Annotated in this window: 29 protein-coding genes; 19 read left to right on the top strand and 10 right to left on the bottom strand. The window is 69.5% G+C overall.

Annotated elements, in window-relative coordinates; translation table 11 throughout:
• Positions 1-50: 50 nt before the first annotated feature.
• From IFU30_RS02720 to IFU30_RS02710, 3 genes are all read left to right on the top strand, one after another.
• Positions 51-335 carry a MerR family transcriptional regulator gene (locus IFU30_RS02720; RefSeq protein ID WP_079704638.1) on the top strand — a complete coding sequence of 95 codons (285 nt, stop codon included), beginning with the start codon at positions 51-53 and terminating at the stop codon, positions 333-335.
• Between the two features lie 43 nt (positions 336-378).
• Positions 379-1,851 carry a serine hydrolase domain-containing protein gene (locus IFU30_RS02715; protein ID WP_192004217.1) on the top strand — a complete coding sequence of 491 codons (1,473 nt, stop codon included), beginning with the start codon at positions 379-381 and terminating at the stop codon, positions 1,849-1,851.
• Between the two features lie 272 nt (positions 1,852-2,123).
• Positions 2,124-3,128, top strand: a complete 1,005-nt coding sequence (locus IFU30_RS02710; RefSeq protein WP_192004216.1) for a zinc-dependent alcohol dehydrogenase — start codon at positions 2,124-2,126, stop codon at positions 3,126-3,128.
• Positions 3,129-3,150: 22 nt separating this feature from the next.
• On the opposite strand, the gene IFU30_RS02705 is transcribed toward IFU30_RS02710, so the two are convergent.
• The 5 genes from IFU30_RS02705 to IFU30_RS02685 all read right to left on the bottom strand — a co-directional run bounded on the left by IFU30_RS02705 (position 3,151) and on the right by IFU30_RS02685 (position 7,912).
• The gene (locus IFU30_RS02705) at positions 3,151-3,393 is read right to left on the bottom strand and encodes a hypothetical protein (protein ID WP_192004215.1); all 243 of its coding nucleotides are present in this window, start codon (positions 3,391-3,393) and stop codon (positions 3,151-3,153) included.
• Positions 3,394-3,491: 98 nt separating this feature from the next.
• Positions 3,492-4,466 carry a LacI family DNA-binding transcriptional regulator gene (locus tag IFU30_RS02700; protein ID WP_342450792.1) on the bottom strand — a complete coding sequence of 325 codons (975 nt, stop codon included), beginning with the start codon at positions 4,464-4,466 and terminating at the stop codon, positions 3,492-3,494.
• Positions 4,467-4,560: 94 nt separating this feature from the next.
• Complete coding sequence (locus IFU30_RS02695) at positions 4,561-5,460, bottom strand: carbohydrate ABC transporter permease (RefSeq protein WP_079704633.1); 900 nt, start codon at positions 5,458-5,460, stop codon at positions 4,561-4,563.
• Entirely contained in the window at positions 5,457-6,521 is a 1,065-nt protein-coding gene (locus IFU30_RS02690) for a carbohydrate ABC transporter permease (protein WP_138946001.1), read from the bottom strand. The genes IFU30_RS02695 and IFU30_RS02690 overlap by 4 nt, the downstream gene beginning before the upstream one ends.
• An 89-nt stretch (positions 6,522-6,610) precedes the next feature.
• Complete coding sequence (locus IFU30_RS02685; RefSeq protein WP_124768237.1) at positions 6,611-7,912, bottom strand: ABC transporter substrate-binding protein; 1,302 nt, start codon at positions 7,910-7,912, stop codon at positions 6,611-6,613.
• Between the two features lie 235 nt (positions 7,913-8,147).
• Between IFU30_RS02685 and IFU30_RS02680 the strand changes: the two genes are divergently transcribed.
• Positions 8,148-8,996, top strand: coding sequence for a DNA/RNA non-specific endonuclease (locus tag IFU30_RS02680; RefSeq protein ID WP_192004213.1), 849 nt, complete (start codon positions 8,148-8,150; stop codon positions 8,994-8,996).
• Positions 8,997-9,024: 28 nt separating this feature from the next.
• Here IFU30_RS02680 and IFU30_RS02675 read toward each other — a convergent pair whose 3' ends face one another.
• Together IFU30_RS02675 and IFU30_RS02670 are read right to left on the bottom strand one after the other, a co-directional pair.
• Complete coding sequence (locus IFU30_RS02675; protein ID WP_079704629.1) at positions 9,025-9,525, bottom strand: MarR family winged helix-turn-helix transcriptional regulator; 501 nt, start codon at positions 9,523-9,525, stop codon at positions 9,025-9,027.
• A gap of 106 nt (positions 9,526-9,631) precedes the next feature.
• A complete protein-coding gene (locus IFU30_RS02670) occupies positions 9,632-10,243 on the bottom strand; it encodes a TetR/AcrR family transcriptional regulator C-terminal domain-containing protein (RefSeq protein WP_159877011.1) in 612 nt (203 codons plus the stop codon).
• Positions 10,244-10,337: 94 nt separating this feature from the next.
• Between IFU30_RS02670 and IFU30_RS02665 the strand changes: the two genes are divergently transcribed.
• From IFU30_RS02665 to IFU30_RS02640, 6 genes are read left to right on the top strand one after another with little or no spacing between them, the layout of a single operon-like run.
• A complete protein-coding gene (locus tag IFU30_RS02665; protein WP_192004212.1) occupies positions 10,338-10,943 on the top strand; it encodes a biotin transporter BioY in 606 nt (201 codons plus the stop codon).
• On the top strand, positions 10,940-12,097 hold the full coding sequence (locus tag IFU30_RS02660; protein WP_192004211.1) for a class I adenylate-forming enzyme family protein: 1,158 nt from the start codon (positions 10,940-10,942) through the stop codon (positions 12,095-12,097). The genes IFU30_RS02665 and IFU30_RS02660 overlap by 4 nt, the downstream gene beginning before the upstream one ends.
• Positions 12,090-13,238 (top strand): thiolase family protein, encoded by a 1,149-nt coding sequence (locus IFU30_RS02655; RefSeq protein WP_192004210.1) that lies wholly within the window; start codon positions 12,090-12,092, stop codon positions 13,236-13,238. The genes IFU30_RS02660 and IFU30_RS02655 overlap by 8 nt, the downstream gene beginning before the upstream one ends.
• On the top strand, positions 13,235-13,945 hold the full coding sequence (locus IFU30_RS02650; RefSeq protein WP_192004209.1) for an energy-coupling factor ABC transporter ATP-binding protein: 711 nt from the start codon (positions 13,235-13,237) through the stop codon (positions 13,943-13,945). The genes IFU30_RS02655 and IFU30_RS02650 overlap by 4 nt, the downstream gene beginning before the upstream one ends.
• Before the next feature lie 4 nt (positions 13,946-13,949).
• Complete coding sequence (locus IFU30_RS02645) at positions 13,950-14,546, top strand: energy-coupling factor transporter transmembrane protein EcfT (protein ID WP_192004208.1); 597 nt, start codon at positions 13,950-13,952, stop codon at positions 14,544-14,546.
• Positions 14,543-14,872, top strand: coding sequence for a CHY zinc finger protein (locus IFU30_RS02640; protein ID WP_192004207.1), 330 nt, complete (start codon positions 14,543-14,545; stop codon positions 14,870-14,872). Before IFU30_RS02645 ends, IFU30_RS02640 begins: the two co-directional genes overlap by 4 nt.
• On the opposite strand, the gene nhaA is transcribed toward IFU30_RS02640, so the two are convergent.
• On the bottom strand, positions 14,826-16,142 hold the full coding sequence (gene nhaA / locus IFU30_RS02635; protein ID WP_079704621.1) for a Na+/H+ antiporter NhaA: 1,317 nt from the start codon (positions 16,140-16,142) through the stop codon (positions 14,826-14,828). The two genes, IFU30_RS02640 and nhaA, sit on opposite strands and share 47 nt — an antisense overlap.
• A gap of 160 nt (positions 16,143-16,302) precedes the next feature.
• Here nhaA and IFU30_RS02630 point away from each other — a divergent pair, with 160 nt between their 5' ends.
• The 3 genes from IFU30_RS02630 to IFU30_RS02620 all read left to right on the top strand — a co-directional run bounded on the left by IFU30_RS02630 (position 16,303) and on the right by IFU30_RS02620 (position 19,150).
• A complete protein-coding gene (locus IFU30_RS02630) occupies positions 16,303-17,031 on the top strand; it encodes a VIT1/CCC1 transporter family protein (RefSeq protein ID WP_192004206.1) in 729 nt (242 codons plus the stop codon).
• A gap of 202 nt (positions 17,032-17,233) precedes the next feature.
• Entirely contained in the window at positions 17,234-17,407 is a 174-nt protein-coding gene (locus IFU30_RS02625) for a CsbD family protein (protein WP_079704619.1), read from the top strand.
• A gap of 471 nt (positions 17,408-17,878) precedes the next feature.
• Positions 17,879-19,150, top strand: coding sequence for an HNH endonuclease signature motif containing protein (locus IFU30_RS02620; protein WP_192004205.1), 1,272 nt, complete (start codon positions 17,879-17,881; stop codon positions 19,148-19,150).
• A gap of 295 nt (positions 19,151-19,445) precedes the next feature.
• On the opposite strand, the gene IFU30_RS02615 is transcribed toward IFU30_RS02620, so the two are convergent.
• Entirely contained in the window at positions 19,446-20,099 is a 654-nt protein-coding gene (locus IFU30_RS02615) for a hypothetical protein (RefSeq protein WP_192004204.1), read from the bottom strand.
• Positions 20,100-20,306: 207 nt separating this feature from the next.
• Between IFU30_RS02615 and IFU30_RS02610 the strand changes: the two genes are divergently transcribed.
• Together IFU30_RS02610 and IFU30_RS02605 are read left to right on the top strand one after the other, a co-directional pair.
• On the top strand, positions 20,307-21,827 hold the full coding sequence (locus IFU30_RS02610) for a glycosyltransferase family 39 protein (protein ID WP_192004203.1): 1,521 nt from the start codon (positions 20,307-20,309) through the stop codon (positions 21,825-21,827).
• Positions 21,828-21,831: 4 nt separating this feature from the next.
• Positions 21,832-22,329 (top strand): GtrA family protein, encoded by a 498-nt coding sequence (locus tag IFU30_RS02605; RefSeq protein WP_137242673.1) that lies wholly within the window; start codon positions 21,832-21,834, stop codon positions 22,327-22,329.
• Between the two features lie 10 nt (positions 22,330-22,339).
• Here the strand turns inward: IFU30_RS02605 and IFU30_RS20580 are convergent, their stop codons facing one another.
• Positions 22,340-22,831, bottom strand: coding sequence for a MarR family winged helix-turn-helix transcriptional regulator (locus tag IFU30_RS20580; protein WP_086472760.1), 492 nt, complete (start codon positions 22,829-22,831; stop codon positions 22,340-22,342).
• A 122-nt stretch (positions 22,832-22,953) separates the two neighbouring features.
• Here IFU30_RS20580 and IFU30_RS02595 point away from each other — a divergent pair, with 122 nt between their 5' ends.
• The 4 genes from IFU30_RS02595 to IFU30_RS02580 all read left to right on the top strand — a co-directional run bounded on the left by IFU30_RS02595 (position 22,954) and on the right by IFU30_RS02580 (position 26,798).
• A complete protein-coding gene (locus IFU30_RS02595) occupies positions 22,954-24,177 on the top strand; it encodes a TerC family protein (RefSeq protein WP_192004202.1) in 1,224 nt (407 codons plus the stop codon).
• Positions 24,178-24,306: 129 nt separating this feature from the next.
• A complete protein-coding gene (locus tag IFU30_RS02590) occupies positions 24,307-24,897 on the top strand; it encodes a TerD family protein (protein WP_079704612.1) in 591 nt (196 codons plus the stop codon).
• Between the two features lie 58 nt (positions 24,898-24,955).
• Positions 24,956-25,534, top strand: coding sequence for a TerD family protein (locus IFU30_RS02585; RefSeq protein ID WP_079704611.1), 579 nt, complete (start codon positions 24,956-24,958; stop codon positions 25,532-25,534).
• A gap of 52 nt (positions 25,535-25,586) precedes the next feature.
• Positions 25,587-26,798 carry a toxic anion resistance protein gene (locus IFU30_RS02580; protein ID WP_079704610.1) on the top strand — a complete coding sequence of 404 codons (1,212 nt, stop codon included), beginning with the start codon at positions 25,587-25,589 and terminating at the stop codon, positions 26,796-26,798.
• Positions 26,799-26,814 lie beyond the last annotated feature (16 nt).

Here is a 26,814-nt window from a genome sequence, read left to right as displayed (position 1 = left end):
ATACATCCGAAACCTGATCCAGTGCAACCCGCTCAAAGGAAATCTCAAGCATGGCCGATCGTGACGGCGCGACACCCGTGTACGGCATCGCCGTCGCAGCCCAGCTCGCCGGCGTCCCGGAGGCGTCGCTACGGCTCTTCGAGAGCAAAGGCCTCCTCACCCCGTCCCGGACCGAAGGTGGCACCCGGCGCTACAGCGAGGACGACATCGAGCGACTCAAGCGCGTCACCGACCTCCGCGACGACGGCGTCAACCTCGCCGGCATCGCTCGCGTGCTCGATCTCGAGGACATCAACCAGGGACTCCGAGACCAGCTCGACGCCGACCAGGACTGAGCGTCGGGTCGATCCCACCGCCGGCAGATGGCAGCATGGAGGGATGAGCCTGCAGCGAAGCACTCCGTCCGCCCAGCACGTCGACGCCGCCGGGATCGAGGCGTTCATCACGGCCCTCGAGCACACGCCGAACGTCGAACCGCACAGCCTGATGCTCCTGCGCGGCGGGAACGTCGTCGCCGAGGGCTGGTGGGCGCCGTACTCGGCTGATCGGGTGCACCTGCTGTACTCGCTGAGCAAGAGCTTCACCTCGACCGCCGTCGGCCTCGCCGTCGAGGAGGGCCTGCTCGGACTCGACGACACGATCATCAGCCACTTCCCGGAGCTCGACGCCGAGATCACCGACCCCCGCAGCCGCGCCATGCGCGTGCGACACGTGCTCGCGATGGCGAGCGGCCACCGCGAGGAGACGATCATGCGGGCCGCTGCGATCGACCCGACGAACCTCGTCCGCGGCTTCCTGCTCCTCCCACCCGACGATGACCCGGGAACCGTCTTCGCGTACAACCAGCCCTGCACGTACACGGCCGCGGCGATCGTCCAGCGCGTCACGGGCGGGACGCTCACCGACTACCTGCGACCGCGGTTGCTCGAGCCACTGGGTATCGGCGAGTTCGACTGGCAGCAGGACGACGAGGGCTTCGAGCTCGGGTACAGCGGCCTGCACGCGACGACGGAGGCGATCGCCGCGCTCGGTCAGCTCTACCTGCAGGGCGGCGAGTGGGATGGTCGGCAGCTGCTGCCGGCCGCCTGGGTCGCCGAGGCTACACGATCCCACATCGCGAACGGCGACGACCCGGAGTCGGACTGGGCGCAGGGGTACGGGTTCCAGTTCTGGATGGCCCGTCACGGGTTCCGCGGCGACGGCGCTTACGGTCAGTACTGCGTCGTCCTGCCGGAGCACGACGTCGTCCTGGCGATCACGGGTCAGAGTCTCGACATGCAGGCCGTGCTGAACGCCGCGTGGGAGCACCTGCTGCCGGCCTTCGGGACCGCCGAGCGCAGCGACGCAGACCGCAGTCCGACCTCGGACGCCGATCAGTCGCTGCTCGCACGCCTGGCGGGGCTCGCCCTGCCGCCGCTCGACGCCTCGGACGAGACCGGCGCGGCTGGGTCCCTGCGCGAGCTCGCCGGACGGACGTTCGCGGCCGCCGCCGATACCGGCCTGGCACAGCTGACGGCACTCGAAGTGATGGCGGGCGAGGGTGACGACATCGTGCTGGTCGTGCATGAGGGCGACGACCGAATGGAGCTCGTCCCCGGTGTCGGTGCGTGGCGGACGCACGGACCGATCACGGCGAGTGCCGCTTGGGGCACCGGCGACGAGGACGGAGCGCGGGTCCTCCGCGTCGACGCGATCTTCATCGAGACACCCCACCGCATGCACCTCGAGATCGACCCGGCGTCCGGCACCTTCGACGCCTGGTGGGAGACGACGCCGCTCCGGACCTCCCGTCTCGCCGAGGTGCAGCGGCCCAGCGCGGTCGTCGCAGGTGGAGGCAAGTCGTCCTGGTGAGCTGACGCGCGCTCACGCCCGTCGACAAGCTCAGGGACCGGAACGTCTCCGGTAAACCTCTCCCGGCCACCGAGGCGCCCCAACCGAGCTGCCCTTCGACAAGCTCAGGGACCGGAACGTCTCCGGTGAACCTCCCCCGGTCACTGAGCTTGTCGAAGTGCCCACGAGGACACCTCGTCCTTCCGCATGCGGGTCGACGGGGACTGTTGCACTGCAACCCGGACGCGCCTCCCACTACGCTCTGACCAGCGCCGTCACGACGAGGAGACCGCATGCGAGCCGTACGCATCACCGCACCGAACGAGGCCACCGTCCTCGAGCGACCGGATCCACCGGCTGGACCGGGTGAGGTCCTCATCCGGATCGAGCGCGCCGGACTCTGCGGCACCGACGTGGCACTCTTCCGCGGCACCATGCCGTACCTCGCCGACGGACGGACGACCCTGCCGCTCCAGCCCGGCCACGAGTGGGCCGGCCGAGTGGTCGCCGTGGGCGACGGCGTCAGCTGTGTGGGGCCGGGCGACCTCGTCACCGGCGACACGTTCATCGGGTGTGGCGCATGCGCTCGCTGCGCCGCCGGACACCACCACCGCTGCCCTGACCACCTCGAACTCGGCGTCCTCGGCCAGCTGGACGGCGCACTCGCGGAACTCCTCGTGCTCCCCGAGCGGGCCGTACACCGCCTCCCACCCGGTGTCGATGCGGACCTGGGCGCGATGGTCGAGCCGGCGTCGTGCTCGCTTCGCGGCATCCGACTCACCGAGACCGGCCCGGGCGACCGCGTGCTCGTCTGGGGCGCCGGGACCCTCGGCATGTTCGCCGCCCTGTTCGCCGCGGACGCCGGCGCCGAGGTGGCCGTCGCCGCGCGCCGCGAATCCGACCGGGACTTCGCCACGGGGTTCGGCCTCGAGACCCGCGACCCCGCGACGCTCGGCGACGAGCGCTTCGACGTGATCATCGAAGCGACCGGCTCAGCCGAGGTCACGCGTCGGCTGCTCGACAACGCCACCGTCGGCGTCCGCATCGCGCTGCTCGGGGTCCCCGACGGTGACGTCGGACTCCCGTCGGGCAGACTCATCGCCCTCGATGCCGCCGTCCACGCGGTGCTCGGCGGCTCGGCCGAGATCGACGAGGCGGCACGACGGTTTGCGCTCATGGGTGACCGGATCCGCCGACTCATCGGCACCGTCATCACCCTGGACGAGGTGCCGCGGGTCCTCGCCGAGGGACTCCCCCGCGCGAGCTCCGGCGGACCGAAGACGCAGATCCATCTCTGAGCACCTCGCCGAAGCGATGCCCTCAGGCGATGGAGGCCCGGGCGGCACGTGCCATCACGACGACGATCACGAGCTGAACGGCTAAGAGGACGGCGGTCAGCACCGCTGCCGTCATCGCCGTCGGTCCGTCTTCGAGCGGCGAGACGCCGGGGATGAAGCCGATGCCGAACACGATCAGCGCGTCGAGCAGGAACGTGGCGGACACGAGAGCTGCGAGCATGCGCGAATCTTCGGTGCGGCGCGTGGTTTCGTAGATCGTGGTCATGAAAAGTAATATATCAAACTACCAACTGAAACAAAAGTGTGAAATTCTAGTAAGTGCAGTCAGGTGCGACGACTCCCGCCTACGAGCCCTGGCGGGGATCAGACCGAGGCGCGCTCCACGAGGTCGATCGGGATCGTGGTCGTCTCCGGCACTTCCTCTCCTGCGATGAGGCGGTGCAGGGTCTCGACGAGCAGCGCACCCTTGTCCGCCGTGTGCAGGTCCACGGTCGTCAACGCTGGGTAGGCGTCCACGGCGAACACGTTGTTGTCGACCGCGGTCATGGCGATCTGCGCCGGCACCGGGATCCCCCGGTCTCGAAGCACCCCGAGCGCTCCGGTCGCCATCTGCGCCGACGCCGCGAACACCGCATCGACCTGCCGGCCGTCCGCGAGGAGCCGTTCCATCGCGCGCGCGCCGCTCGTCGGCGTGAAGTCACCCTCCTCCTCGGGTCCCGGCTCGAGTCCCGCCTCGAGGAGTGCGCGCCGCCACCCGGCACGGCGGTCGATACCGGCCGCGGTGTCGAGCGGGCCGGTGATCGTGGCGATGCGGGACCGACCGGCCTCCACCAGACGCCGGGTCGCCAGGGCGCCCGCCTCCACGTTGTCGACGTCGACGACGTGTCCAGGTGGCGTCGTCTCCTCGAGCGCCCGCACCCCGAACACGACCGGGAGGGACGTCGACAGCTTCGCGTACGCCTGCATGCTCGTGTGATGCGAGAGGACGAGCGCGCCGTCCACGTTGCCGCCGGTGAGGAACCGACGGGTCTTGTCCGGGTCGACGTCGGATTCGATCAGCAGCGTCAGCGTGTAGTCGGTCGACGACGCGTACATCGCGGCACCCTGGATGACCTCGGCGAAGTACGGGTCCGCGAAGAACTCGGCGGTGCGTTGCGGGATGACCATCGCGATCGTCTGCGCACGCCGACGCACGAGGCTGCGTGCCGCGCGGTTCGGGACGTAGTGCAGCTGCTCGACGGCGGCGGTCACGGACGCGACCGCCTCCGGCGTCACCTGGGAGGACCCGTTGATGACGCGGGAGGCGGTGGACTTGGAGACGCCCGCGAGGGCTGCCACCGCGATGAGCGTGGGGACGGTGGAGTCCGTCTCGGTGTCGATGGTGTGTCTCCTCAGTCGTGCCGGTGTGAAGACACTGTATGCGGCGCGGGCGTCATCCCTTGACCGCGCCCTGCATGATGCCCGCCACGAGCTGCTTCCCCGCGAGGACGAAGAGGATCAGCAGCGGGATCACCGAGAGCACCGCGCCAGCGAGCACGAGTGAGTGGTCCGGGGTCTGTCCGCCGCTCGCGCTCAGGGCCGCGAGCGCTGTCTGCACACTCGGGTTCCGCGGACCGAGGACGAGGAGTGGCCAGAGGAAGTCGGTCCACGCGGCCATGAAGGTGAAGAGCGCGAGGACGGCCATCGCCGGTCGGGCGGCCGGCAGCGCGACATGCCAGAAGGTGCCCCACATCGACGCGCCGTCGACGCGCGCGGCCTCGATGAGCTCGTCGGGGATGACGTCGACGAGGTACTGGCGCATGAAGAACACACCGAACGCGGTCACGAGCCCCGGCAGGATCACCGCCTGGAGCGTCCCCACCCACTCCCACTCGGCCATGAGCATGAACAACGGGATGATGCCGAGTTGGGTGGGGATCGCCATCGTGGCGATCACCGCGAGGAGCAGCCCGTTGCTGGCCCGGAACTTCAGCTTCGCGAAGGAGTAGCCGGCGAGGGTCGAGAAGAACACCACCGAAACCGTGATCGCGCCCGAGATGATAACGCTGTTCGCGAGCGCCTGCAGGAACGGGGCGGTCTCGAACACCTTCGCCGCGTTGCCGAGGAAGTTCGGGCCGGGGAGGACGGCGGGCGGCACGAGGTTCGTGTCGGAGGACTGCCGACTCGAGATGACGAACGACCACCACAACGGGAACGCCGAGATGGCGAAGAACGCGATGAGGATGGCGTAGGTGAGGATGCCCGGCCGCTCGTGGTCCTTGCCCTTGCGGTACCGCGGGGCCTCCGTGGTCGCGGTCGGTTCGGTCCGCGTGCGTTCCATCAGGGTGCTCATGCTCGTCCGCCTCGCTGGTCGGTGGTGCTCGTGGTCGTCGAACGCGAGCGGGCCGGGCTGGTGCTGACGGACCGCGTCGTGATGAGGGTGTCGCGCACCTTCGGGATCCGCACCGGACGTGCGTCGTTCGTCCGGATGGCCCTGGTGATGGCGAAGTTGATCAGGCCCGCGAGGATGATCACGAGGAACAGGATCCAGGCGGTGGCGGATGCTCGACCGAAGTCCCGCCTCGGGAAGGCGAGCTCGTACAGATACAGGACGATCGTCTGGAACTGCCGGTCGGATCCGCCGTTGCTCCGGGGATCGAACAGCTTCGGTTCCGTGAAGATCTGCAGCCCGCCGATCGTCGAGGTGATGACGACGAAGATGAGCGTCGGGCGGATCATCGGGATCGTGATCGACCAGAACCGTCGGAGCTTGTTCGCGCCGTCCAGCGCGGCGGACTCGTAGACGTCCCGAGGGATCGCCTGCATCGCAGCGAGGAGGATGAGGGCGTTGTAGCCGGTCCACCGCCAGTTCACCATGCTCGCGATGGCGACGTGCGAGGGGAAGACGTCGAACGCCCACCGGATCGGGTCGAGCCCGAAGAGCTCGAGGAGGCCGGCGACCGGTCCGTGGTACTGGTTGAAGATCTGCAGGAAGATGACCGCGACGGCGACCGGCGCCACGATGTACGGCAGCAGGATGCTCATCCGCCAGAACGTGCGTCCACGGAGCGTCTGGTCGAGGAGGGCGGCGATCAGCGTCGCGATGACGAGCTGCGGCACCGCCGAGAGCAGGAAGATGCTGATGGTGTTGCCGAACGCGTTCCAGAAGAACGGGTCCGAGAGGACGGAGACGTAGTTGTCGAGTCCGACGAAGTCGCCCTGGCCCTTCAACAGATGCCACTCGTACAGCGACACGTTGAAGGTGTAGACGATCGGGAAGATGCCGATGAGGGCGAAGAGGATGAAGAACGGCGCGATGTACAGGTACGGCGAGGCGCGGTAGTCGAAGCGGTTCAGCTTCTGTCTGAACGTCAACGCGGCAGGTGGCCGGCGGACGGTTGCGGTGCTGGTCATGGCTCTGCCAATCCGGGAGAGGGAGCGGGAGGGGTGCCGGGGCGTCCGCGTGCGAACGGACGCCCCGGCGAGCTGCGTCGGAGAGGAGGTCAGCCGACGAGCTGGTCGAGCAGCTTGAGCGCCTCGTTCCAGGCGGTGTCACCATCGGTGATCTCGCCCTGGCTCACCCGGTCGAGGATCGGACCGAACACGTTGTCCTGGATGTTGGAGTCCTCAGGACCCTTCACCTGCGCCACGACCCCCTCCGACCGCGCGGCGAAGATCTCGCCCACCGGTGCGTCGTTGAAGAACGGGTTGGTGGAGTCCTTCACGAGCTCCTGGCCGTCGAGCGTGCTCGGGAACGGACCGGCGAGTTCGAACGATGCGGCCTGCGCCTCAGGGGATGCGAGCCAGAGGGCGAGCTCGGCCGCCTCCTCCTTGTGCTCGGAGTTCTCAGCGACGCCGAGGAACGCACCGCCCCAGTTGGCCGCGCCGCCGGGCATCACGTCGGCGAAGTCCCAACCGCTGTCGGTCGTGCCCTCGTCGTAGTAGCCCTGCACGATGCCGAGCATCCAGCTCGGGCACATGTAGGTCGCGAACTTGCCCTCCTTGGCCTCCGGGCCGACGTCCCAGCCCGGAAGACCGGCACCGAGCCCGGCCTGTTCCGCCTCGACGATCTTCGCGAACTGCGCCTTCAGCACGTCGTTGCCCTCGATGTTCAGGGTCTCGCCGTCGGCCTTGTAGTAGCCCTCCTCCTGCTGGTTCACGAAGGAGTTCCAGAAGAACCGGGGGCTGTGATAGAACGCCTTCCCGGTGGCACCGACGTACTCCTCACCGACCTCGAAGAAGCGGTCCCAGGTCGCGTCCTCGCCGCCGAAGTACGCAGCGACCTCGCTGCGCTCGCTCGGCAGACCGGCTGCCGCGAACAGGTCACCGCGGTAGCAGATGCCCTGCGGTCCGATGTCGAGACCGGCGCCGATCACGCGCCCGTCGGCGTCCGTGCCCTGCTCGTACTTCCAGTCCAGCCAGGTGTCCTTGACGTCCTCGATGCCGTAGTCGCGAAGGTCGACGAAGGAGTCGCTGACCTCGGAGATGGTTCCGAGCCAGCCCTCCTCGATGGCCACGACGTCGCTGAGGCCGGTTCCGGCGGCGATCTTGGCGTAGGCGTCGTCGCGCGCTGCTCCACCACCCTCCAGGTTGGTGGCCTCGATGGTGATGTTGGGGTGCTCCTCCATGTACTGCTCGTAGTTGGCGTCGACGCCCATGGTGCCGAACGTGGTGACCGAGAGGGTGATCTTCTCGTCTCCGCCACTGCCGGCGGGGGAACTGCACCCCGAGGCCAGGACGGCGAGGATCGATGCCCCCGCGATGGATGCGGCGGTGATGCCGCGGCGTTTGCTGTTCACAGTCACTCCTTTGTGTGTGCGCTTCGGTGTCGGCCGGCCACCCATCCGGGATCCGCGGCGCGACGCCGTGGGAACGTTCCCACGGGCATGCAGGACACACTAAGCGCTGGGTTGGACGAGGTCAAGAGAGCGCTCTCATTTGTTGCGGAACGAGTGCATGATCGTGAACGGTCGGTGACGTCGTGGCCATCGGGCGGGTCCCCCGTTCCGATTCGATCGGATTCATGATCGACTCATTGCCATGACCGGCTTCGATTCAGGCTTCCTCGACCTCGCCGACCAGCTGCAGCTCCCGGCACCCACCGATCCCGCCGAACTGTCGCGCCTCCGCCGTCTCGACTACACGCACTTCACCGTGCTCCTCGACCCCGACCGCCGCCTGGCAGCCGCGACCGGGGTCGACATCGACGGCGCAGCCCTCCTCGACCTCGGGCGCGGCGACGACTGGCACCTCGACGACCGCGTCCCGGTCGAGGAGCAGGCCGGCCCGGAGCTCTACGCCCGCAACGACCTCGACCGCGGCCACCTCGTGCGGCGGAGGGACCCGGTCTGGGGGCCCGTCGAGATCGCCCGGCAGGCCAACGTCGACACCTTCTGCTACACGAACGCCGCCCCGCAGGCTGCGGACTTCAACCAGTCACTCGAGCTCTGGAACGGCCTGGAGGACCTCGTCCTCGAGTACGCCTCGGCCGGGCGCCGGCGGCTGTCGGTCTTCACCGGGCCGGTGTTCGCCGACACGGACCCGCTCTACCGCGGCGTGCAGATCCCGCGCCGGTTCTGGAAGGTGGCGGCGTGGTCGAACGACGGAGCGCTCGCGGCGAGCGGCTACCTCCTCGACCAGTCGGCGCAGCTCGACGACCTCGACCTCGGCCGGACCAGTGCGATCGACGACACGCACGAGGCCGCCGCCGTGCCCCCACTCGGCCCGTTCCGGACCTTCCAGCTGCCGATCCTCGACCTCGCGAACCTCACCGGTCTCGACTTCGGGTCCCTCGCCTCCGCCGACGTCCTCGAGCCGGCTCCCGCGACAGTGCGCCCGGACACCGACACCTGGATCGAGCTGAGCGGGCCGTCCGACCTGCGGTTCTGAGGCAGGTCCGGAACCTCGACCCAGACCCCTACCGACGCTCGAGCGCCGCGCCGATGACCCGGAGGCTCTCGATGAGTACGGCCACCTGCTCATGGCTGAGCCCGGCGAGCATCGCGTTCTCGTCATCCACCAGCCGACGCATCGCCTCGTCGACCCGCTGCTGTCCAAGGGTCGTCAGGACGACGATCTTGCTCCGGCCGTCGGCCTCGTTCTTCTGCCGGGCGACGAGCGAGCGAGCGGCCAGACGATCGAGCTGGCTCGCGAGGTTGCCGCTCGTGATGCCCAGTCGGGTGGCGAGTATGGACGGCGTCAGCCCGTCCGCTCCGTGCTGGCGGAGGATGGAGAGGAACTCGAACTCCCACGGCCGCAGGTTGCTCGCGGCGAACGACAGGCGTCGGACCTCCTGCAGGTGCGGCACGAGCCGGCGGAGGCGGGACACCACGTCGAGCGGTGCGAAGTCCACGTCGGGCAACGCGTTCGCCCAGGCGTCGATGACGATGTCGACGTCGTCGTCATCACCCTTCGCCATCGCCTGCCTCCCTCGCGTCCTGCCTGCACCAACGCTACCGTGGGCCGCCGCCGATCCAGACGGTGGGCGGTTCCATCCAACCTGTGCTATCGCGCACGACGAGCCGTCAGCGGACGGAGAGCGCCGCCAGGCCGTCGACGAGGAGACCGACCCCGAAGGCGAACGCCTGTGCCTGGTCCTCCTGGCCGAGCGGATCCGTCGCAGCGTCAGCCAGCACGCCGACGCTGTCGTACTGCATCCGTTGCTGCTCGTGCGACACGTGCCCGAGGATGAAGTGGAGCAGCACCGTGCCCGCACGTCGACTCGTCGCCTCGTCGAACCCGGCCACCGACACCGCGTCCGTCAGCCGGGTGAGCGCCCGCCCGGAACCGAGCCCGAGCGCGTAGGTGCTCGACACCACCTCGGCGCCGTCGCGATAGGCGAGGAGGGCGTCGCGCAGCGCCTCCGCCTCCACGCGCGTCCGCTCGCGCCAGTCGGAACCGGCCTCGGACACCGCGTCACCCGGTGCCGGGTGCGCATCGACGATCCGGTCGGCGAGCTCGGCGATGAGGGTCTGCTTGTTCTCGAAGTGCCAGTACAGCGCGCTCGGCTGGACGTCGAGCGACGCGGCGAGGCGGCGCATCGTGAGGTCGGCCAGGCCGTGATCGTCGAGGATGCGGAGGGCCACCTGAGCCACATCGTCGCGCCGATGGCGACGCACTGTTTCGGGACCGGACATGAGCACCACTATAGTGAACGCTGTTCAGGTGAACACCGTTCAGGTGCGATCCACCCGCCCCAGGCGAACCGACCATCCCGACGAAGGACCCAGCATGAGCAGACTCCGGATCGACGCGACCGACATCGCACGCATCGCCGTGTTCGCCGCCATCGTGGCCGCCCTGGGCCTGCCCGGCGCGTTCTCGGTGCTCGGCGCGGTGCCCATCACGGCGCAGACCCTCGGCGTCATGCTCGCCGGCGCGATCCTCGGCCCGTGGCGCGGCATGCTCTCCATGCTGGTGCTGCTGGCGCTCGTCGCCATCGGCCTCCCTCTCCTGTCCGGCGGTCGCGGCGGGATCGGCGTCTTCGTCGGACCGAGTGCCGGATATCTCCTCGGCTGGATCGTCGGCGTCTTCGTGATCGGGCTCATCGTGCACGCCGGCGGGAGTCGGCTGCGCTGGTGGCGCACCGCGCTCGGCGTCTTCGTCGGCGGCATCGGCGTCATCTACGCGTTCGGCATCCCGGTGCAGTCGCTCGTCACCCGCCTGCCACTCGGCGAGACCGCCCTGCAGAGCCTCGTCTTCGTGCCCGGCGACCTCGTGAAGGTCGTGCTCGCGACGGTCATCACGATGACGCTCGCCCGCGCCTACCCGCGCGCGTTCCGCAACGCGGCCGGCGCCGGCTCCACGCGTCCCGGCGAGCCCGCCCGGATCGGATGACCGTGCGCTCAGGGCACCTCGTCCCGCTGCGCGGCGGGGCGCCGACCGACCTCGTCCGTCGGGCGCTCGAGGTGCGGGCGGCCGGCGGCGTGCCGTTGATCGGCGACGACCGGTGGAGCGAGTCGTACTGGCGTTCCGTACGCGACCGCAGCACCGCGTCCGGTCCACAGCCTGGCCAGGGGTGGGCGACGCTGACCTCCGGCACCACGGGCGAGCCGCGCATCGTGCTCAGGACCGCCGCGTCGTGGGCGGACTCCTTCCCGGCCGTCGGCGCGCTGCTCGACCTCGGGCCGGACGACGTCCTGGCGCTGTCGTCGCCGCCCGCGTCGTCGCTGTCGCTGTTCTCGGTCGCCCATGCGGCCGCCGTCGGTTGCTCGCTCGCCCTCCCGACCACCCACGCGCTCACCCCCGACGACGCTCGTGACGCGACCCGGTTCCACGGGACCCCGAACGGCCTCCGGGCACTGCTCGACGGCGAGGTGCCGCCCCGCCTGCGGGTGGCGTTGATCGGAGGCGCCTCACTCGACCCCGCACTCCGCACCAGGGCGGAGGACCTCGGCATTCGCGTCGCGTCCTACTACGGAGCCGCCGAGCTCTCCTTCGTGGCGGTCGACGACGGTGTCGATCCGGATCGACCGGGCCTCCGTGCGTTCCCCGGCGTCGAGCTCGAGGTCCGCGACGACGACGTCCTCTGGGTCCGATCGCCGTTCGTCGCGACCGGGTACCTCGGGGGCTCGGGCCCGCTCCGACGCGACGGCGACTGGTCCTCCGTCGGCGACCGCGCACGGATCGACGACGGGATCGTCACGCTCCTCGGCCGATCCGACGATGCGATCCTCACGGCCGCGGCGACCGTCATCCCCGCCGATGTCGAGGAGGCTCTGCGCCGACTCGACGAGGTGGACGACGCCGTCGTGCTCGGTCTGCCGAACGCCGGGGTCGGATCGCTCGTGACGGCCGTGTTGGAACTGCACCCGGGCGTGCATCCGACCCGCGCGATGCTCCGCGACGCCCTCGCACCGCTGTTGCCGCCGACCCATCGGCCCCGGCGCTGGTTCGTCGTCGACGACCTGCCCCGCACCGTCACCGGCAAGGCCGCCCGCGCGGAGCTCGCCGACCGACTCGCGGCAGGGACGGTGGCGTCCCTTGACTGAGTCGCACGCCCTCCCGCGCATCGTCGCGGCCCGACGGACGCCGATTGCGACGCGCGGGCGCGCCCTCGCCGCACTCACGGTCGAGCAGCTGGCGGTCCCCGTCGTCCGCGCCGTGCACGACGACGCGACGCACGTCCTGGGCCTGCCGCCGGTGGTGGCGGACGTCGTCCTCGGGAACTGCATGGGCCCCGGCGGCAACCCGGCCCGCGTCGCCGCGCTCGGGGCCGGCCTCGGCTTCGACGTTCCAGGGTTCACCGTCGACCGGCAGTGCGGCAGCGGCCTCGCGGCGATCATCGAGGCGTCCACGGCGATCAGCGCCGGCGACCATCGGCCACGGATCGCCGGCGGTGTCGAGAGCGCGTCGACCGCGCCGACCCGTTCCGTCGACGGCATCGCCTACGCACGCGCACCGTTCGCACCGGCGGGTTGGCACGACCCCGACATGACCCGCGCCGCGGAGGACCTCGCCGAGCACGACGGGATCTCCCGCGGCCGCCAGGACGCCTACGCGGCGCGGAGCACGCACCGAGCGGCGAGCGCCGTCGCCGCCGGGCGGTTCACCGACGAGCTCGTCGCGCTGGTCGGGGCGGCGGAGCACGATGAGGCGCCGCGCAGCGGGATCGAGCGGCTCCTCCCCCGGTTCACCCCGCTCTTCTCCGAAGGCTCCCTCACCGCAGGCAACACCTGCCGGGTGAGCGACGGTGCGGCCGCCGTGCTCGTCATGCCCGGCGGGCCCGCCCACGGGAGCACGACGCCCGGCCTCGCCGTCCGGGCGCACGCCGTCGTCGGCTGCGACCCGGCACTGCCGGGGATCGGGGCCGCGCCGGCGATCCTCGACGCCCTCGATCGGGCCGGCGTGGACCTCGCGCAGGTCGCCGCGTTCGAGATCGTGGAGGCGTTCGCGGCCCAGACGCTCGCCGTGCTCGACCGACTCGGTGTCGCCGAGGACGACGAGCGTCTCTGCGCCGACGGTGGCGCCCTCGCGCTCGGTCATCCGTGGGGCGCGAGCGGTGCGGTCGCCGTGGTCCGCCTGTTCTCGCGGCTCGTCCGTGGCGGAGCTCCGGCGGGCACGATCGGGGTGGCTGCGGCCTCGGTCGGCGGCGGTCTCGGCGTCGCCGCGGTGTTCGAGGTCGTGCGATGATCGGGGACATCGACCAGTCATCCGCCATCCGTCTCGACGGCGTCACCGCACGTCTCGGCGACACCGTCGCACTCGACGACGTGACGCTCCACCTCGACGATGCGCGCATCGCGGTCATCGGGGCGAACGGCTCGGGGAAGTCCACCTTCGCGCGGCTCGTCGGCGGCCTCACGCGAGCGACCGCCGGCAGTGTCCAGGTCCACGGGGTCGACGCAGCCAAGGACACGGCGACCCTCCGACGACTCGTCAGCATCGTGTTCAGCAACCCGGACGCGCAGATCGTCATGCCGACGGTGGCGGAGGACGTCGCGTTCTCCCTCCGCGGCACGAAGGCGTCGAAGGCCGACATCGCCGCGCAGGTCGCCGATGCGCTCGACGAGTTCGGCCTGACTGCCCTCGCCGACCGGTCCGCCTACGAACTCTCCGGCGGCCAGAAGCAGTTGCTGGCGCTCTGCGGGGCCGTGATCCGCCGGCCGGCGCTGCTCATCGCCGATGAACCCACCGCTTACCTCGATGCCCGCAACAGCGCCGCCGTCGCCGATCACCTCCTCCACCCCGAGGCAGGCCATCAGCTCCTCCTCGTCACCCATGACCTGGAGCTCGCCGCCCGCTGCGACACCGCGCTGCTCTTCGACGGTGGGCGGGTCGTCGCGCAGGGAGCACCGGACAACGTGATCGCGGCCTACCGCGCGAGTCTGCGGGCGTGACCGCGTGATCACTCTCTACCGTCCCGGCTCCGGCTGGCTCCACCGCGCGCCGGCCGGCCCGAAGGCGCTCGGCATCCTCGTCGTGGTGCTCGTGATCTCGCTCCTGCCGACGAGTTGGTGGACCGCGGGCATCGCCACCACGGTGACCGTCCTCGCCTACCTCGTCTCGGGCCTCGGCCTCGGCGAGCTCGGACGGCAGCTCCTGCTCATCCGCTGGATCATCACGATCACGGTGGCCGGCCAACTGCTGTTCCTCGACGTCGAGTCCGCCGTGTCGAACACCTCCCGGATCGTCGCCGCCATCCTGCTCGCGGCACTCCTGGTGCTGAGCACGCGGGTCGCCGACCTGCTCGACGCCTTCGAGCGCGTCCTCCAGCCCCTGGGTCGCTTCGGTGTCGACCCCTCGCGCATCGCCCTGATGCTCGCCGTCGCCATCAACACGGTGCCCGTCCTCGCCCGCTTGGCCACGAGCGTCCGGGAAGCGCAGCGGGCGCGCGGGGCCGGGTCGAACCTCGTGACCTTCGTCGTGCCGTTCCTCGTGGTGTCGCTGAAGCACGCCGACGAGCTCGGTGAGGCCCTCACCGCCCGGGGCGTCCGATGAGCGGCGACGACACCGTGCGCGTCCACGGCAAGACGGTCGACGACGAGACGCGCTGCGTCCACTACGCGACCGCGCTCGACGTCATCGCGATCCGCTTCGCCTGCTGCGGCGAGTACTACCCGTGCCACCTGTGCCACGCGGAGTGCGCCGACCACCCGGCCGAGCAGTGGCCGCGCGAGCAGCGCGACCGCGAGGCGATCCTGTGCGGCGTGTGCTCGACGGAACTGACGATCGACCGCTACCTGGAAGTCGACGGCTGCCCGAACTGCGACGCCCGGTTCAATCCGGGCTGCCGCCTGCACTCGGCGTACTACTTCCAACCGTGACCGCCCGCCGGTAGACGCGGTTGCGGGCGGCGAGGATCGCGGCACCGATGGTGGCGGCGATGAGCGAGCCGGCGAGCACACCGACCTTGACGTGGTCGTCGGACTCGCTGCCGACCCCGAAGGACAGTTCACCGACGAGCAGCGACACCGTGAATCCGATGCCCGCGACGAACGCCATGCCGACGAGGTCGACCCAACGGATCGACGGGTCGAGGCCGAGACCGGGCAGGCGCGTGACGAGGAACGTCGTCACCAGGATGCCGATCGGCTTGCCGAGGACGAGCCCGGCGATGATCCCGAGCGCGATGGTGTCCTGGAAGGACTCGACGAGCCCGGAGAGCCCGCCGATGACCACGCCCGCGGAGAAGAACGCGAAGATCGGGACGGCAACCGCCGTGGAGACGACGCTCCAGCGATCGGCGAAGTGCGCCGCGAGGCCTTCGTAGATCGGACGCCCCTCCGCGGTGGTCCCCACCTGGACGCGGGCACGCTTGGTCGAGAAGACGGGCACCATGAAGCCGAGCAGCACGCCGGCGACGGTCGCGTGGATACCGGACGCGTGGATGAGCGCCCAGGTGCACAGGCCGAGCGGGATGAGGACCCACCAGGCCCGGACGCCGCGCTGGACGAGCACGGCGAAGATGGCGAGCGGCACCGCGGCGAGCGCCAGCGGCAGGAACTCGATGTGGTCGGTGTAGAAGATCGCGATGATGCTGATGGCGATGAGGTCGTCCACCACGGCGAGCGTGAGCAGGAAGGTGCGCAGTGCCGGCGGCAGGAACTTGCCGACCACCGCGATCACCGCGACCGCGAACGCGATGTCCGTGGCGGCCGGGATCGCCCAGCCCTGCAGTGCGTCGGGCCCGGCGCTCAGGTTCACGAGGACGTAGATGACGGCGGGCACGGCCACACCACCGACCGCAGCGGCGATGGGGAGCGCGGCGGTCTTGGGGTTCCGGAGCTTGCCGGCGACGAACTCCTCCTTGAGCTCCAGCCCGACGACGAAGAAGAAGATCGCGAGGAGTCCGTCGGCCGCCCAGGCACCGATGGAGAGGTTCAGATGGAGCGCCTCCGGACCGAAGGTGAAGTCCCGGACGCTCAGGTAGAACTCGGAAGCACCGGTGTTGGCGAGCACGAGCGCGAGTGCGGTGGCGACGACGAGGAGGGCGCCACCGACGGTGTCCTGTTGGAGCGTCTGGTGGATGCCACGCCAGATCGAGTGCGGGGCCTGGTCGGCCGGCAGGTCGTGGGAGCGGTGAGCGTCGGGCATACGGATCCTTCGGGGGAGGGTTCGGTCGAGCAGCAGAGCGATCCCGATCGATCGCCCGCCGACCAGACTTCCCGGCGCACCAGCCTCCAGTCTAGGCGATCGGGTCCGGGATCGGCCGGGAACCCTGCGCGAGCGGCCCGCGCGGTGCTTGGATGCATCCATGAGTTCATCACCACCACCCGGCGCCCATCCGGACGAACCACATCGCGGTGACCTCGCGGGCCGCTTGAACTGGCTCCGTGCGGGTGTGCTTGGCGCGAACGACGGCATCGTCTCCGTCGCGTCCCTCGTCGTCGGTGTCGCCGGTGCCACGACCGACAGCGCGCCGCTCCTCGCAGCGGGTGTCGCGGGGCTCGTCGGTGGTGCGATCTCCATGGCCCTCGGCGAGTACGTGTCGGTGAGCAGCCAGCGGGACAGTCAGCGGGCCCTCATCGCGAAGGAGCGGCGGGAGCTCTCCGACGACCCCGAGGCGGAGCTCGCGGAACTCGCCGGGATCTACGAGGCGAAGGGGCTCCAGCCGACGACCGCGAGGCGGGTCGCCGAGGAGCTGACCGCACACGACCCGCTCACGGCGCACCTCGAGGCCGAACTCGGCATCACCGAGGACGCGGTCGTCAGCCCGTGGGCGGCCGCCGGCGCCTCGGCGCTCGCCTTCACGGTCGGGGCGCTGCTCCCCCTGCTCGCGATCCTGCTGCCGCCGCCCGAGGTGCGCGTCCCGATCACCTTCGTCGTCGTGCTCATCGCGCTGGCCCTCACCGGCTTCACGAGCGCGAGGATCGGCGGCAACCCCGCGCTCCGCCCGACCGTCCGGGTCGTGGTCGGAGGAGCCCTCGCCCTCGCAGCCACCTTCGCGATCGGCACCCTGCTCGGCACGAGCGGCGTGGTCTGATCGCCGGGGTCCTGGCTGTCGAGGACGAACCGACGACGGCTGGCACTGGTGCTGGGCGGTCCGGGGAGTTCTCTGGGAGTCTGCTGGAGCCCCGCCCGGACGTGGAGCTCCCGGGTGTAGAAGTGAAGGGCGTCCACCAGGTCGCCCTGTCGGATTCGATCAGTGCGGATCGACAGCCCGAAGAACATGTGAGGAGCACCATATGAGCGCAGGAGACAAGATCAAGAACGCCGCCGAAGACCTCGCGGGCAAGGCCAAAGAGGCCGTCGGCAAGGCGACAGACAACGACAAGCTCGTCGCGGAGGGCAAGGCCGACCAGGCCAAGTCCGACGTGAAGCAGGCCGGTGAGAACGTGAAGGACGCGTTCAAGAACTGACCTCCCGATCACACGAACGCCGGTGCCCCGCTCGGGTCACCGGCGTTCGTCTGTCTGCGGGGACGCCGACTCGGCTCACCCCCGGTCCCTGACCCCCCTCCTCCGGTCCCTGGCTCCCCTCCCCCGGTCCCTGGCTCCCCTCCCCGGTCCCTGAGCTTGTCGAAAGGCCCACGGAAAACCCCGCCAATCCGGCCGATCTCCCCCGGCCCCTGAGCCTGTCGAAGGGCACACGAGGAGCTTCCCGTTCCGGTGATCTTCCTCCGGTCCCCGAGCTTGTCGAAGGGCCCACGAGGGACCTCCTGCTCCGGTGATCTTCTTCCGGTCCCTGAGCTTGTCGAAGGGCACACGAGCAACCTCCTGCTCCGGTGATCTTCTCCCGGTCCCTGAGCTTGTCGAAGGGCACACGAGCAACTTCCACAACCGAGTCGACTCGGCATCTGGAATGTCAGTGGTCCATGGTGGACTGGTTCCATGACCGAGACCGCCCTCACCGCGACCCGCGTCGGCGATGATTACGCCGCGCACCTCGCGCAGTTCTCGGACGAATACGCGGAGATCCACCGGATGCGGGCGGCCCTCGATGCGCGAGAAGCGCGCTTGCTGGCTCGCTCCGCCGCATACGCGGACGCGCTCGCCGACTCGGTCGTTCCGGCCGTGTTCCCGCCGGCCGAGCGACTGGCCCTGTCGCGCCGCTCCACCTGCGCAGCCCTCGCGATGGCAACCCGAACGCCTGAGCAGACGGTGCAGCGGGCGACGAACGACGCCGAGCGCCTCGTGACTGATGCTCCGGCCGTGCTGGCGTCGCTCGAGGCCGGCCGCATCTCAGCGCGGCACGCGCAGACGATCATCGACCAACTCAGTGACGTGCCGACCGCAGGACGGGCGGCGTTCCTCGCTGAGGTACTACAGGTCGCGGAAGAGTCCACCAACGCGAACCTCCGCAGGCGAGCCCGCGTCCTCCGCGAACGCCTCCACCCCGAGTCCATCACCGCCCGAGCGGTCCGCTCAGAGGCCGACCGCCGCGTCGAGTTCGAACCGGCCGCCGACGGCATGGCGTGGGTGCACCTCTTCACCACCGCGCCGATCGCGCAAGGCATCATCGAGCGCGTCGAAGCAGCCGCCACCGAATCACGCCAGGCCGGCGACACCCGCACGTGCGCCCAGCTGCAGGCAGATGCCCTCGCGGCGCTCGCCCTGACCGGTGTCACGCCCGAGGACGTCATGTCGAGCCCCGTGCTCCCGCACCCCGTCGAGGTCCAGGACCACATCAAGCCGACCGTGCAGATCACCGTGCCGGCGCTCACTATGGCCGGCGTCTCCGACGCACCCGGCATGCTCGACGGCTACGGTCCGATCGACCCCGAGACCGCGGCACGTATCGCGGTGAACGCGCCCAGCTTCACCCGGATCCTCGTCCAGCCGGAAACGGGTGCGATGCTCTCCGTCGGACGCAACCAGTACCGCGTTCCCGCCGATCTGCAGCGCGCGGTCCGCCTCCGGGACGGCACCTGTCGGGCACCGGGCTGCGGGAGACGAGCCAGGGCCTGCGACCTCGACCATTCGGTCGCGTGGGAGGACGGCGGCGCGACGGATGTCGGTAACTTCGCCTGTCTCTGTCGACATCACCACCGGATGAAACATCTCCCCGGGTGGAACCTCGAACACCGGCCCGGCGGCGTCCTCGACTGGACAACGCCCGACGGGAAACACCATCGAACGGAACCGGATCCCGCACCGTTCTGACCGTTTCCGGTCCCTGAGCCTGTCGAAGGGTTCCTCGTGCGCACTTCGACAGGCTCAGTGAGCGGAAGAGGTTCACCGGAACGATGCGGGTTCATCGCGGGCACTTCGACAAGCTCAGTGAGCGGAAGAGGTTCACCGGAACGATGCGGGTTCATCGCGGGCACTTCGACAAGCTCAGTGACCGGGAGAGGTGTGCCCGGAACGATGCGGGTTCATCGCGGGCACTTCGACAGGCTCAGTGAGCGGGAGAGGTTCACCGAGAACGCTCCGGTCCCTGAGCAGGGCTGCAGTGCTGCTAGTCCTTGATGAGCAGGATCGGGTCGCCGTCGAAGGAGTCGTACGGGTTCGGGTCGGTGAAACCGCCGTCGTACATGAGGCCGGCCGGAGCCTTGCCACCGGCGGGAGCCGCCGCGACGTAGCACTGCGTGATCGGCGCGCCAGCGTCGAACTCCTCGGTGAACGACTCGGATCCGCACTCGTCCCACCCGATGAGCGTGGCCTCCTGGACCTTCTCGCCATCGGCGTCGACGGGCGAGAAGGAGGTCGCGTCGCTGTTGAACGCCACCGGGTCGCCCGACACCTTGGTCATCTCGAGCCGGATGAGCGTGATGTCGTAGCCGTCGAGTTCCCCGCCGTCGAACTGCGTCTTGAGGAACGCGACCTGGTCGGCCGTCGCGGGGGTGACCTCGGTCAGCTTCGCGCTGATGAGCGCGGTGACGCCGTCGGTGCCCTGCGACTCGTAGACGATCGGCTCATCGATCCCGACCTGCGCTCCAGGCTCGGTGACCTCACCGTCCGCCGATCCGGTCGAGGTCGGCTTCGACGTCGCAGACGACGAAGCCTTCTCCGTCGGCTTCGTGTCGGGGGCCGACGGCGTGGAGCATCCGGCCAACACGAGCATGGCTGCGACGGGGACGGTGATCAGGGCGGTGACGCGGGAGAGCTGCATCGGGATTCCTTTCGGCGGCGGACTCCAGCAGTCTGTCCCGCGCGCCGTTGCCGCGCGATGGGGACAACTCCCCACCGGGGCGGCCGGGCTCCTGCCGTCGGGTCCCGGCAGGATCCCCCGCGGCCTCTCAGGAGTCTCTCTGCTGGCGTTCATCCGAGCGGCGGACGATGAGACGACGCGCCAGATTGTCGCGTCCGAGGGGAACCCATGACTGCGACGATCACCGTTCCGACCGCGCCCTCGCGCCGTCGGTGGGACGCCCTCCACACCCTCCTCGGCGGCCGCGCCGCACCCTGGGTCGTCGGCCTGTTCGCCACCCTCGTCTCGCTCATCGGCATCGGCACGCCATCGTACTGGGGTGACGAGGCGGCGAGCGTCCTCGCCGCCGAACGCCCCCTCCCCGTCATGTTCGGGATGATCGGCCACATCGACGCCGTCCACGGCCTGTACTACGCGTTCCTGCACGTCTGGACCGGCGCCTTCGGCACCGCCGAGGCCGTCACGCGGTTCCCGAGCGCGATCGGCGTCGGTCTGGCCGCGGCCGGCACGGTCGTGCTCGCGCGGTCCATCTTCACCCCGGCGATCGGCATCACGGCGGGCCTCGTGTTCGCCGTCATCCCCCAGGTCACACGGATGGGCGCCGAGACGCGCTCCTATGCGCTGGGCATGGCCGCGGTCGTGTGGCTGACGGTCTGGTTCGTGTCGCTCGTGCGCCGCCGGTCCACGTCCCGCCGCAGCTGGGCACTCTTCGCCATCGCGAGCGCCGCCTCGATGTACCTGTTCCTGTACCTCGCGATGCTCCTCCTCGTGCACGCCACGTGGATGGTGCTCCAACGCCCCGGGCGGCGGGTGATGCGAGCGTGGGGCTGGTCCCTGGCCGGTGCACTGGTCCTCGGCGCTCCGATCGTGATCGCGGGCATCGCGCAGCGCGAGCAGATCGCGTTCCTCGGCAGGCGGGACTACGCGACGCCGGAATCGGTGCTCGTCGGCCAGTGGTTCCAGACGCCGGCCTTCGCCGTGCTCGCGTGGCTGCTCATCGTGCTCGCTCCCATCGGGGTCCTCGTGGTGCGCCGATCCTCCCGACAGCGTCGCGCCCTGGCGATGATCGCCGTCTGGGCGCTCGCACCGACCGCGCTGCTCATCATCGGCAACACCCTCGTGACGCCGATGTACAACCTGCGCTACGTCACCTTCTGCGTCCCGGCCGTCGCGATCATGATGGCGCTCGGACTCCGGACGATCGTCGACCTCCTGCCGAAGCGGGTGGACCGCGCGGTGGCGACCGCGGTCGGTGTCGCGCTCGTGCTGGCGCTCGCGATCCCGGTCCTCGCGGAACAGCGCGGCCCGTTCGCGAAAGACGACGGCAGCGACCTCCGGCAGACCGCGGAGGTCGTCCAGGCCCATGCCTCGCCGGGCGACGCGGTCGTCTTCGACCAGTCGGTGAAGCCCTCGCGCAAGTCCCGGCTCGCGATCGACCTCTACCCGCAGGCCTTCGCCGGCCTCGACGACGTGGCGCTCGAGACGAGCTACCGTGACCGCCCCGAGCTCTGGGACCTGGCCGCGCCGCTGTCCGAGATCCACGACCGGCTGATCGGCCACGACACCGTCTGGGTCGTCGAGGGCTCGAGCACCTCTCCGAACGTGGCGGACCTCGAGGCGCTCGGCTACCACGTCGAGCAGCGCATCCCCGTCCACCGCAGCATCGTCTTCGAGCTGGTCAGGTCGTGACGCGATGGTGATCCGATCCATTCCCGATGCGCGCGCGCTGCTCCGGCGACCGATCGTCCGCGAGGTCGCCGCCTTCGGCCTCGTCGGCGGCGCCGGCTTCCTCGTCGACGTCGGGGTCTTCAACCTGCTCGCGTACACCGTGTTCCTCCACACCGGCACTTCCGGGCTGCTGGTGGCGAAGGGCATCTCCACGACGCTCGCCATCGTGGCCAACTGGGTGGGCAACCGGCTCCTCACCTTCCGCGCGCATCGGCGCTCGGACGTCGCCCGCGAAGCGCTCGAATTCGGTCTGGTGAGTCTCGCGGGCGGCGCGATCGCCCTGGCCTGCCTCTGGGTCTCCCACGACGCGATGCACTTGACGACGCCGCTGGCGGACAACGTGTCGGCGAACATCGTCGGGCTGGCCCTCGGTTCCGCGTTCCGCTTCGTGCTCTACCGCTTCTGGGTGTACGGGCCGCGGGCGGAGCGGACGGGACCGATCCCGGTGCGCATCGACCCGTGAGGCCGACCGGTCAGCGACTCGCGTTGTGCTGCGAGACGGCGTCGCTGACCCAGGAGAACTCGTCGACGAACCGCGAGAGCAGCCGGGCGAGTTCCGCTCGATCGCGCTCGCTCCACTTGCCGACGAGGGTGTTGTAGACCTGCTGCGCCGCCTGCCGGTGTCGTTCGAGGGCGGTCCGTCCCTCCTCCGTCGCGCTCACGAGCACCGCGCGGCGATCACTCGGATCCGTCGCCCGGACGACGAGACCGCCCTCCTCGAGGCGACGCACCTCGGCCGTCGCGGTCGACTTGTCGACGTCCATCCAGCCCGCGACTGTGGACATGCGGATCGGCCCTGCGGTGATGACGTATTCGAGGAGCCACGCGTCCGTGGCGGTGAGGGCGGCACCCTCGGCGTCGTGCAGCGAACGCCGGTTGTCGGCCCTGGTGGACCACCGGAGCACCGTCGCGAGGGACGCCTGGATGACGGCTCCCGCCTCGGCGGGGTCGACGTCATCGCTCATAGCTGAATTCTTTCTGAATACGTGCGTTCGGGTGTTGGTTCGACCATACCAACTATATAGTGGGACAGCACCAACTAAACATCACCCGTCCCCCACCTCGAGCGCTGCGGAGAACACAGCCCATGGAAATCCCCGGATACGTCTGGCTGCTGACGATCGTCGGCATTCTGGCCCTCCTCGCCTTCGACTTCATCTTCCACGTGCGCAAGGCCCACGAGCCGACGCTGCCGGAAGCCGCGAAGTGGTCGGCCCTCTACGTCGGTATCGCCATCGTCTTCGGCCTCGGCGTCCTCTTCTTCGGCGGTGGCACACTCGGATCCGAGTACTTCGCCGGCTACATCACGGAGAAGGCCCTGTCGGTCGACAACCTCTTCGTCTTCCTCATCATCATGTCGAGCTTCCGCGTGCCGCGGGCCGACCAGCAGAAGGTGCTCCTCTTCGGCATCGTCTTCGCCCTCATCGCCCGCACCGGCTTCATCTTCCTCGGTGCCGCCGCGGTGAACGCCTGGTCCTGGCTGTTCTACATCTTCGGCGCGTTCCTCATCTTCACGGCGATCAAGCTCCTCCGCCCGGAGGAGGAGAGCGACGACGCGAACAACTTCGTCATCCGTCTCGCCAAGCGTCTCTTCAAGACGACCGACCGCTACGACGGCGACAAGCTCGTCACCATCGAGAACGGCAAGAAGGTCCTCACGCCGATGCTGCTCGTCATGGTCGCCATCGGCGGCACCGACCTGCTCTTCGCGCTCGACTCGATCCCCGCGATCTTCGGCCTCACGCAGAACCCGTACATCGTCTTCACCGCGACGGCGTTCTCGCTGCTCGGTCTCCGTCAGCTCTACTTCCTCATCGACGGCCTGCTCGACCGCCTCATCTTCCTGAGCTACGGCCTGGCGGCGATCCTCGGCTTCATCGGTGTGAAGCTCGTCCTGCACGCGCTCCACGAGAACACCCTGCCGTTCCTCAACGGTGGCGAGCACATCCCGGTGTTCGAGATCAGCACTGGCCTGTCGCTCATCGTCATCATCGGCATCCTGACCGTCACGGTCCTCGCATCGCTCCTCAGCCCGGCCGGGCGTGCACACACGATCATCAGCGACGCCCGCACCCAGGCGAAGAAGATCGTCGACCACGCCGACGCCCCGGAGGACATCCCGGACGGTCACCACGTGGACGAGGTCGAACTCGAGACGAGCTACACCCGCATGGTCGAGCGCCAGAAGTCGTTCGCGAACCTGAAGCCCAAGCACCAGGCGAAGGCGGCCGACGACGAGGAGCTCCAGCGGCTGCTCGCCCGGGCCCACGAGCTGCAGGCGAAGAGCTCCGACTCCCGCGGCCTGCTCTGAACGGGCCGGGAATCCGGGCGCTCGCCCGGCTGAACCGATAACGTGGACGTGCGCTCCCAGCTTCGGCCGGGGGCGCACGTCCCACACCTCACCACCAGCAACACGATGAAGCATCTAGGAGACGGAACCATGGGTCTGAGTCTGGAAAAGGGCCAGTCGCTCTCACTGACGAAGCAGGACGGCGGTTCGCTCACGCGGATCCGCCTCGGTCTCGGCTGGGACGGCGTCGCACCGGTGAAGCGCGGCTTCTTCGGCCGCTCGTCCGCACCCGACATCGACCTGGACGCCTCAGCGATCTTCTTCGACGCCACCGGCAAGGTGCTCGACACCATCTGGTTCCAGCAGCTCGCGAGCAAGGACGGCTCGGCCAGCCACACCGGCGACAACCTCACGGGTGCCGGCGACGGCGACGACGAGACGATCCTCGTCGACCTCTCGAGGGTCGCCCCGTCCGTCCAGCAGATCGTCTTCGTGATCAGCAGCTACAGCCGCCAGACCTTCGACACCGTGCAGAACGCCTTCAGCCGGATCATCGACGACTCGACCCCCGGCTCGCCCGAGGTCGCCCGCTACCAGCTCACCGACTCCGGTCCGCACACCGCGATGATCATGTCGAAGGTCTCGCGCGAGGGCAACGGCTGGACCTTCAAGGCGATCGGCGAGCGCGCCAACGGGCGTTCCGTCATGGACCTCCTCGGCCCGGCCGCCCAGGCCCTCTGAGCACCACCCGCAGCAGTCCCCCGCGCGCCAGCGCAGTTCCGAAGGAGAAGCGATCACCATGGCAGGACTCACCCTCGAAAAGGGCAACAACCTCTCGCTCACCAAGACCAGCCCCGGCCTGACGGTCGCGACGGTCGGTCTCGGGTGGGACCCGCGCACCACGAGCGGTGAGGCCTTCGACCTCGACGCCTCCGCGCTGCTCGTCGGCGCGAACGGCAAGGTGCGCTCCTCCGCCGACTTCATCTTCTACAACCAGCCCGCCTCGGCGGACGGCTCCGTCAAGCACCTCGGCGACAACCGCACCGGCGACGGCGAGGGCGACGACGAGCAGATCTCGGTCGACCTGAACGCGGTCGGGGCAGACGTCGAGCGCGTGATCATCGCCGTGTCGATCGACAAGGCCGACGAGCGGCGCCAGAACTTCGGCCAGGTCCGCGGAGCGTACTGCCGCATCGTCGACCAGGACGGCACCGAGATCGTCCGCTTCGACCTCAGCGAGGACGCCGCCCCCGAGACCGCCATGCTGTTCTCGGAGCTCTACCGCAACGGATCCGAGTGGAAGTTCAAGGCCGTCGGCCAGGGCTACACCACCGGTCTCGCCGGCATCGCCGGCGACTTCGGCGTCCCGCTCGGCTGAGCACCGACGCCTCCACCACGAGCAAGCCACACACGAGAGCAAGGTCGACCGTATGAGCACGCCACTCACTCCGCCAGACGCCAACGAACAGGCAGCAGCCTCCCTCGTGCTGCACGCTCCGGATGCACCGGACGTCGTGCAGGCCGAAGAGGCACCGGGCATGGTCCCCGTCCCGGCGGAGCGCCAGACGGAGATCCAGCAGCAGGCGCGCTCCTTCGTGACGGAGGTCGCGACGCTCGACCCGCGCTCGCCCGAGTTCACGCAGAAGATCGAGGGCATCTCCCAGATCGGCGGCAAGGAGATGGTGCAGTCGAGCGGCTACTCCTCCCGCATGCTCGACCGCTCGTCGACCTCGGTCGCCGGTGCGAAGCGTTCGGGTGACAGCGCGCAGATCAAGGTCGCGACCACGCTCGGCGACCTCCGCAGCACCGTCGAGGACCTCACGCCGAACCAGGCGGACCTCGGCGTCGGCCGCAAGATCCTCGGGTTCATCCCGGGCGGCAACAAGCTCGCCAAGTACTTCCAGAAGTACGAGTCCGCGCAGACCCAGCTCGACAAGATCATCAAGTCGCTCATGGCCGGCCAGGACGAGCTCCTCAAGGACAACGCCGCCCTCGCCGGCGAGAAGGTCCAGCTCTGGGAGACGATGCAGGCGCTCAGTGAGTACGCCGTCTTCGCGAAGGCGCTCGACGCCGCCTGCGTCGCCAAGATCGACGAAGCCCGCTCCTCCGGACGCATCGAGGAAGCCCAGAAGCTCGAGGCCGACGTCCTCTTCCCCGTCCGCCAGCGCCACCAGGACATCCTCACGCAGCTCGCCGTCTCGGTGCAGGGCTACCTCGCGATGGACCTCATCCGCAAGAACAACCTCGAGCTCATCAAGGGTGTCGACCGCGCTCGCACCACGACGATCGCCGCCCTGCGGACCGCCGTCGTCGTCGCGCAGGCCCTCGCGAACCAGAAGATGGTCCTCGACCAGATCGACGCGATCAACACCACGACGAACAACATGATCCTGCAGACGAGCGAGATGCTGAAGGACCAGACCACGCGCATCCACCAGCAGGCCTCCACCGCGGGTGTCAGCGTCGAGACCCTGCAGCGCGCGTTCGACAACGTCTTCCAGACCATGGACGCGATCGACACCTTCCGTGCCGAAGCCGCCAAGAACATGGAGGGCACCGTCAACGCGCTCGAGTCTGGTCTCGAGAAGGCGAAGCCGTACCTCGAGCGCAGCCGTCAGGCCGAGCAGCGCGAACTGCGGTAGCCTCACGCTCGGGTGA

Source organism: Plantibacter sp. CFBP 8798, from assembly GCF_014841195.1.
GTDB lineage: Bacteria > Actinomycetota > Actinomycetes > Actinomycetales > Microbacteriaceae > Plantibacter > Plantibacter auratus.
The sequence above is the reverse complement of the archived record's forward strand: the minus strand, read 5'-3'. Positions and strand labels throughout refer to the sequence as shown.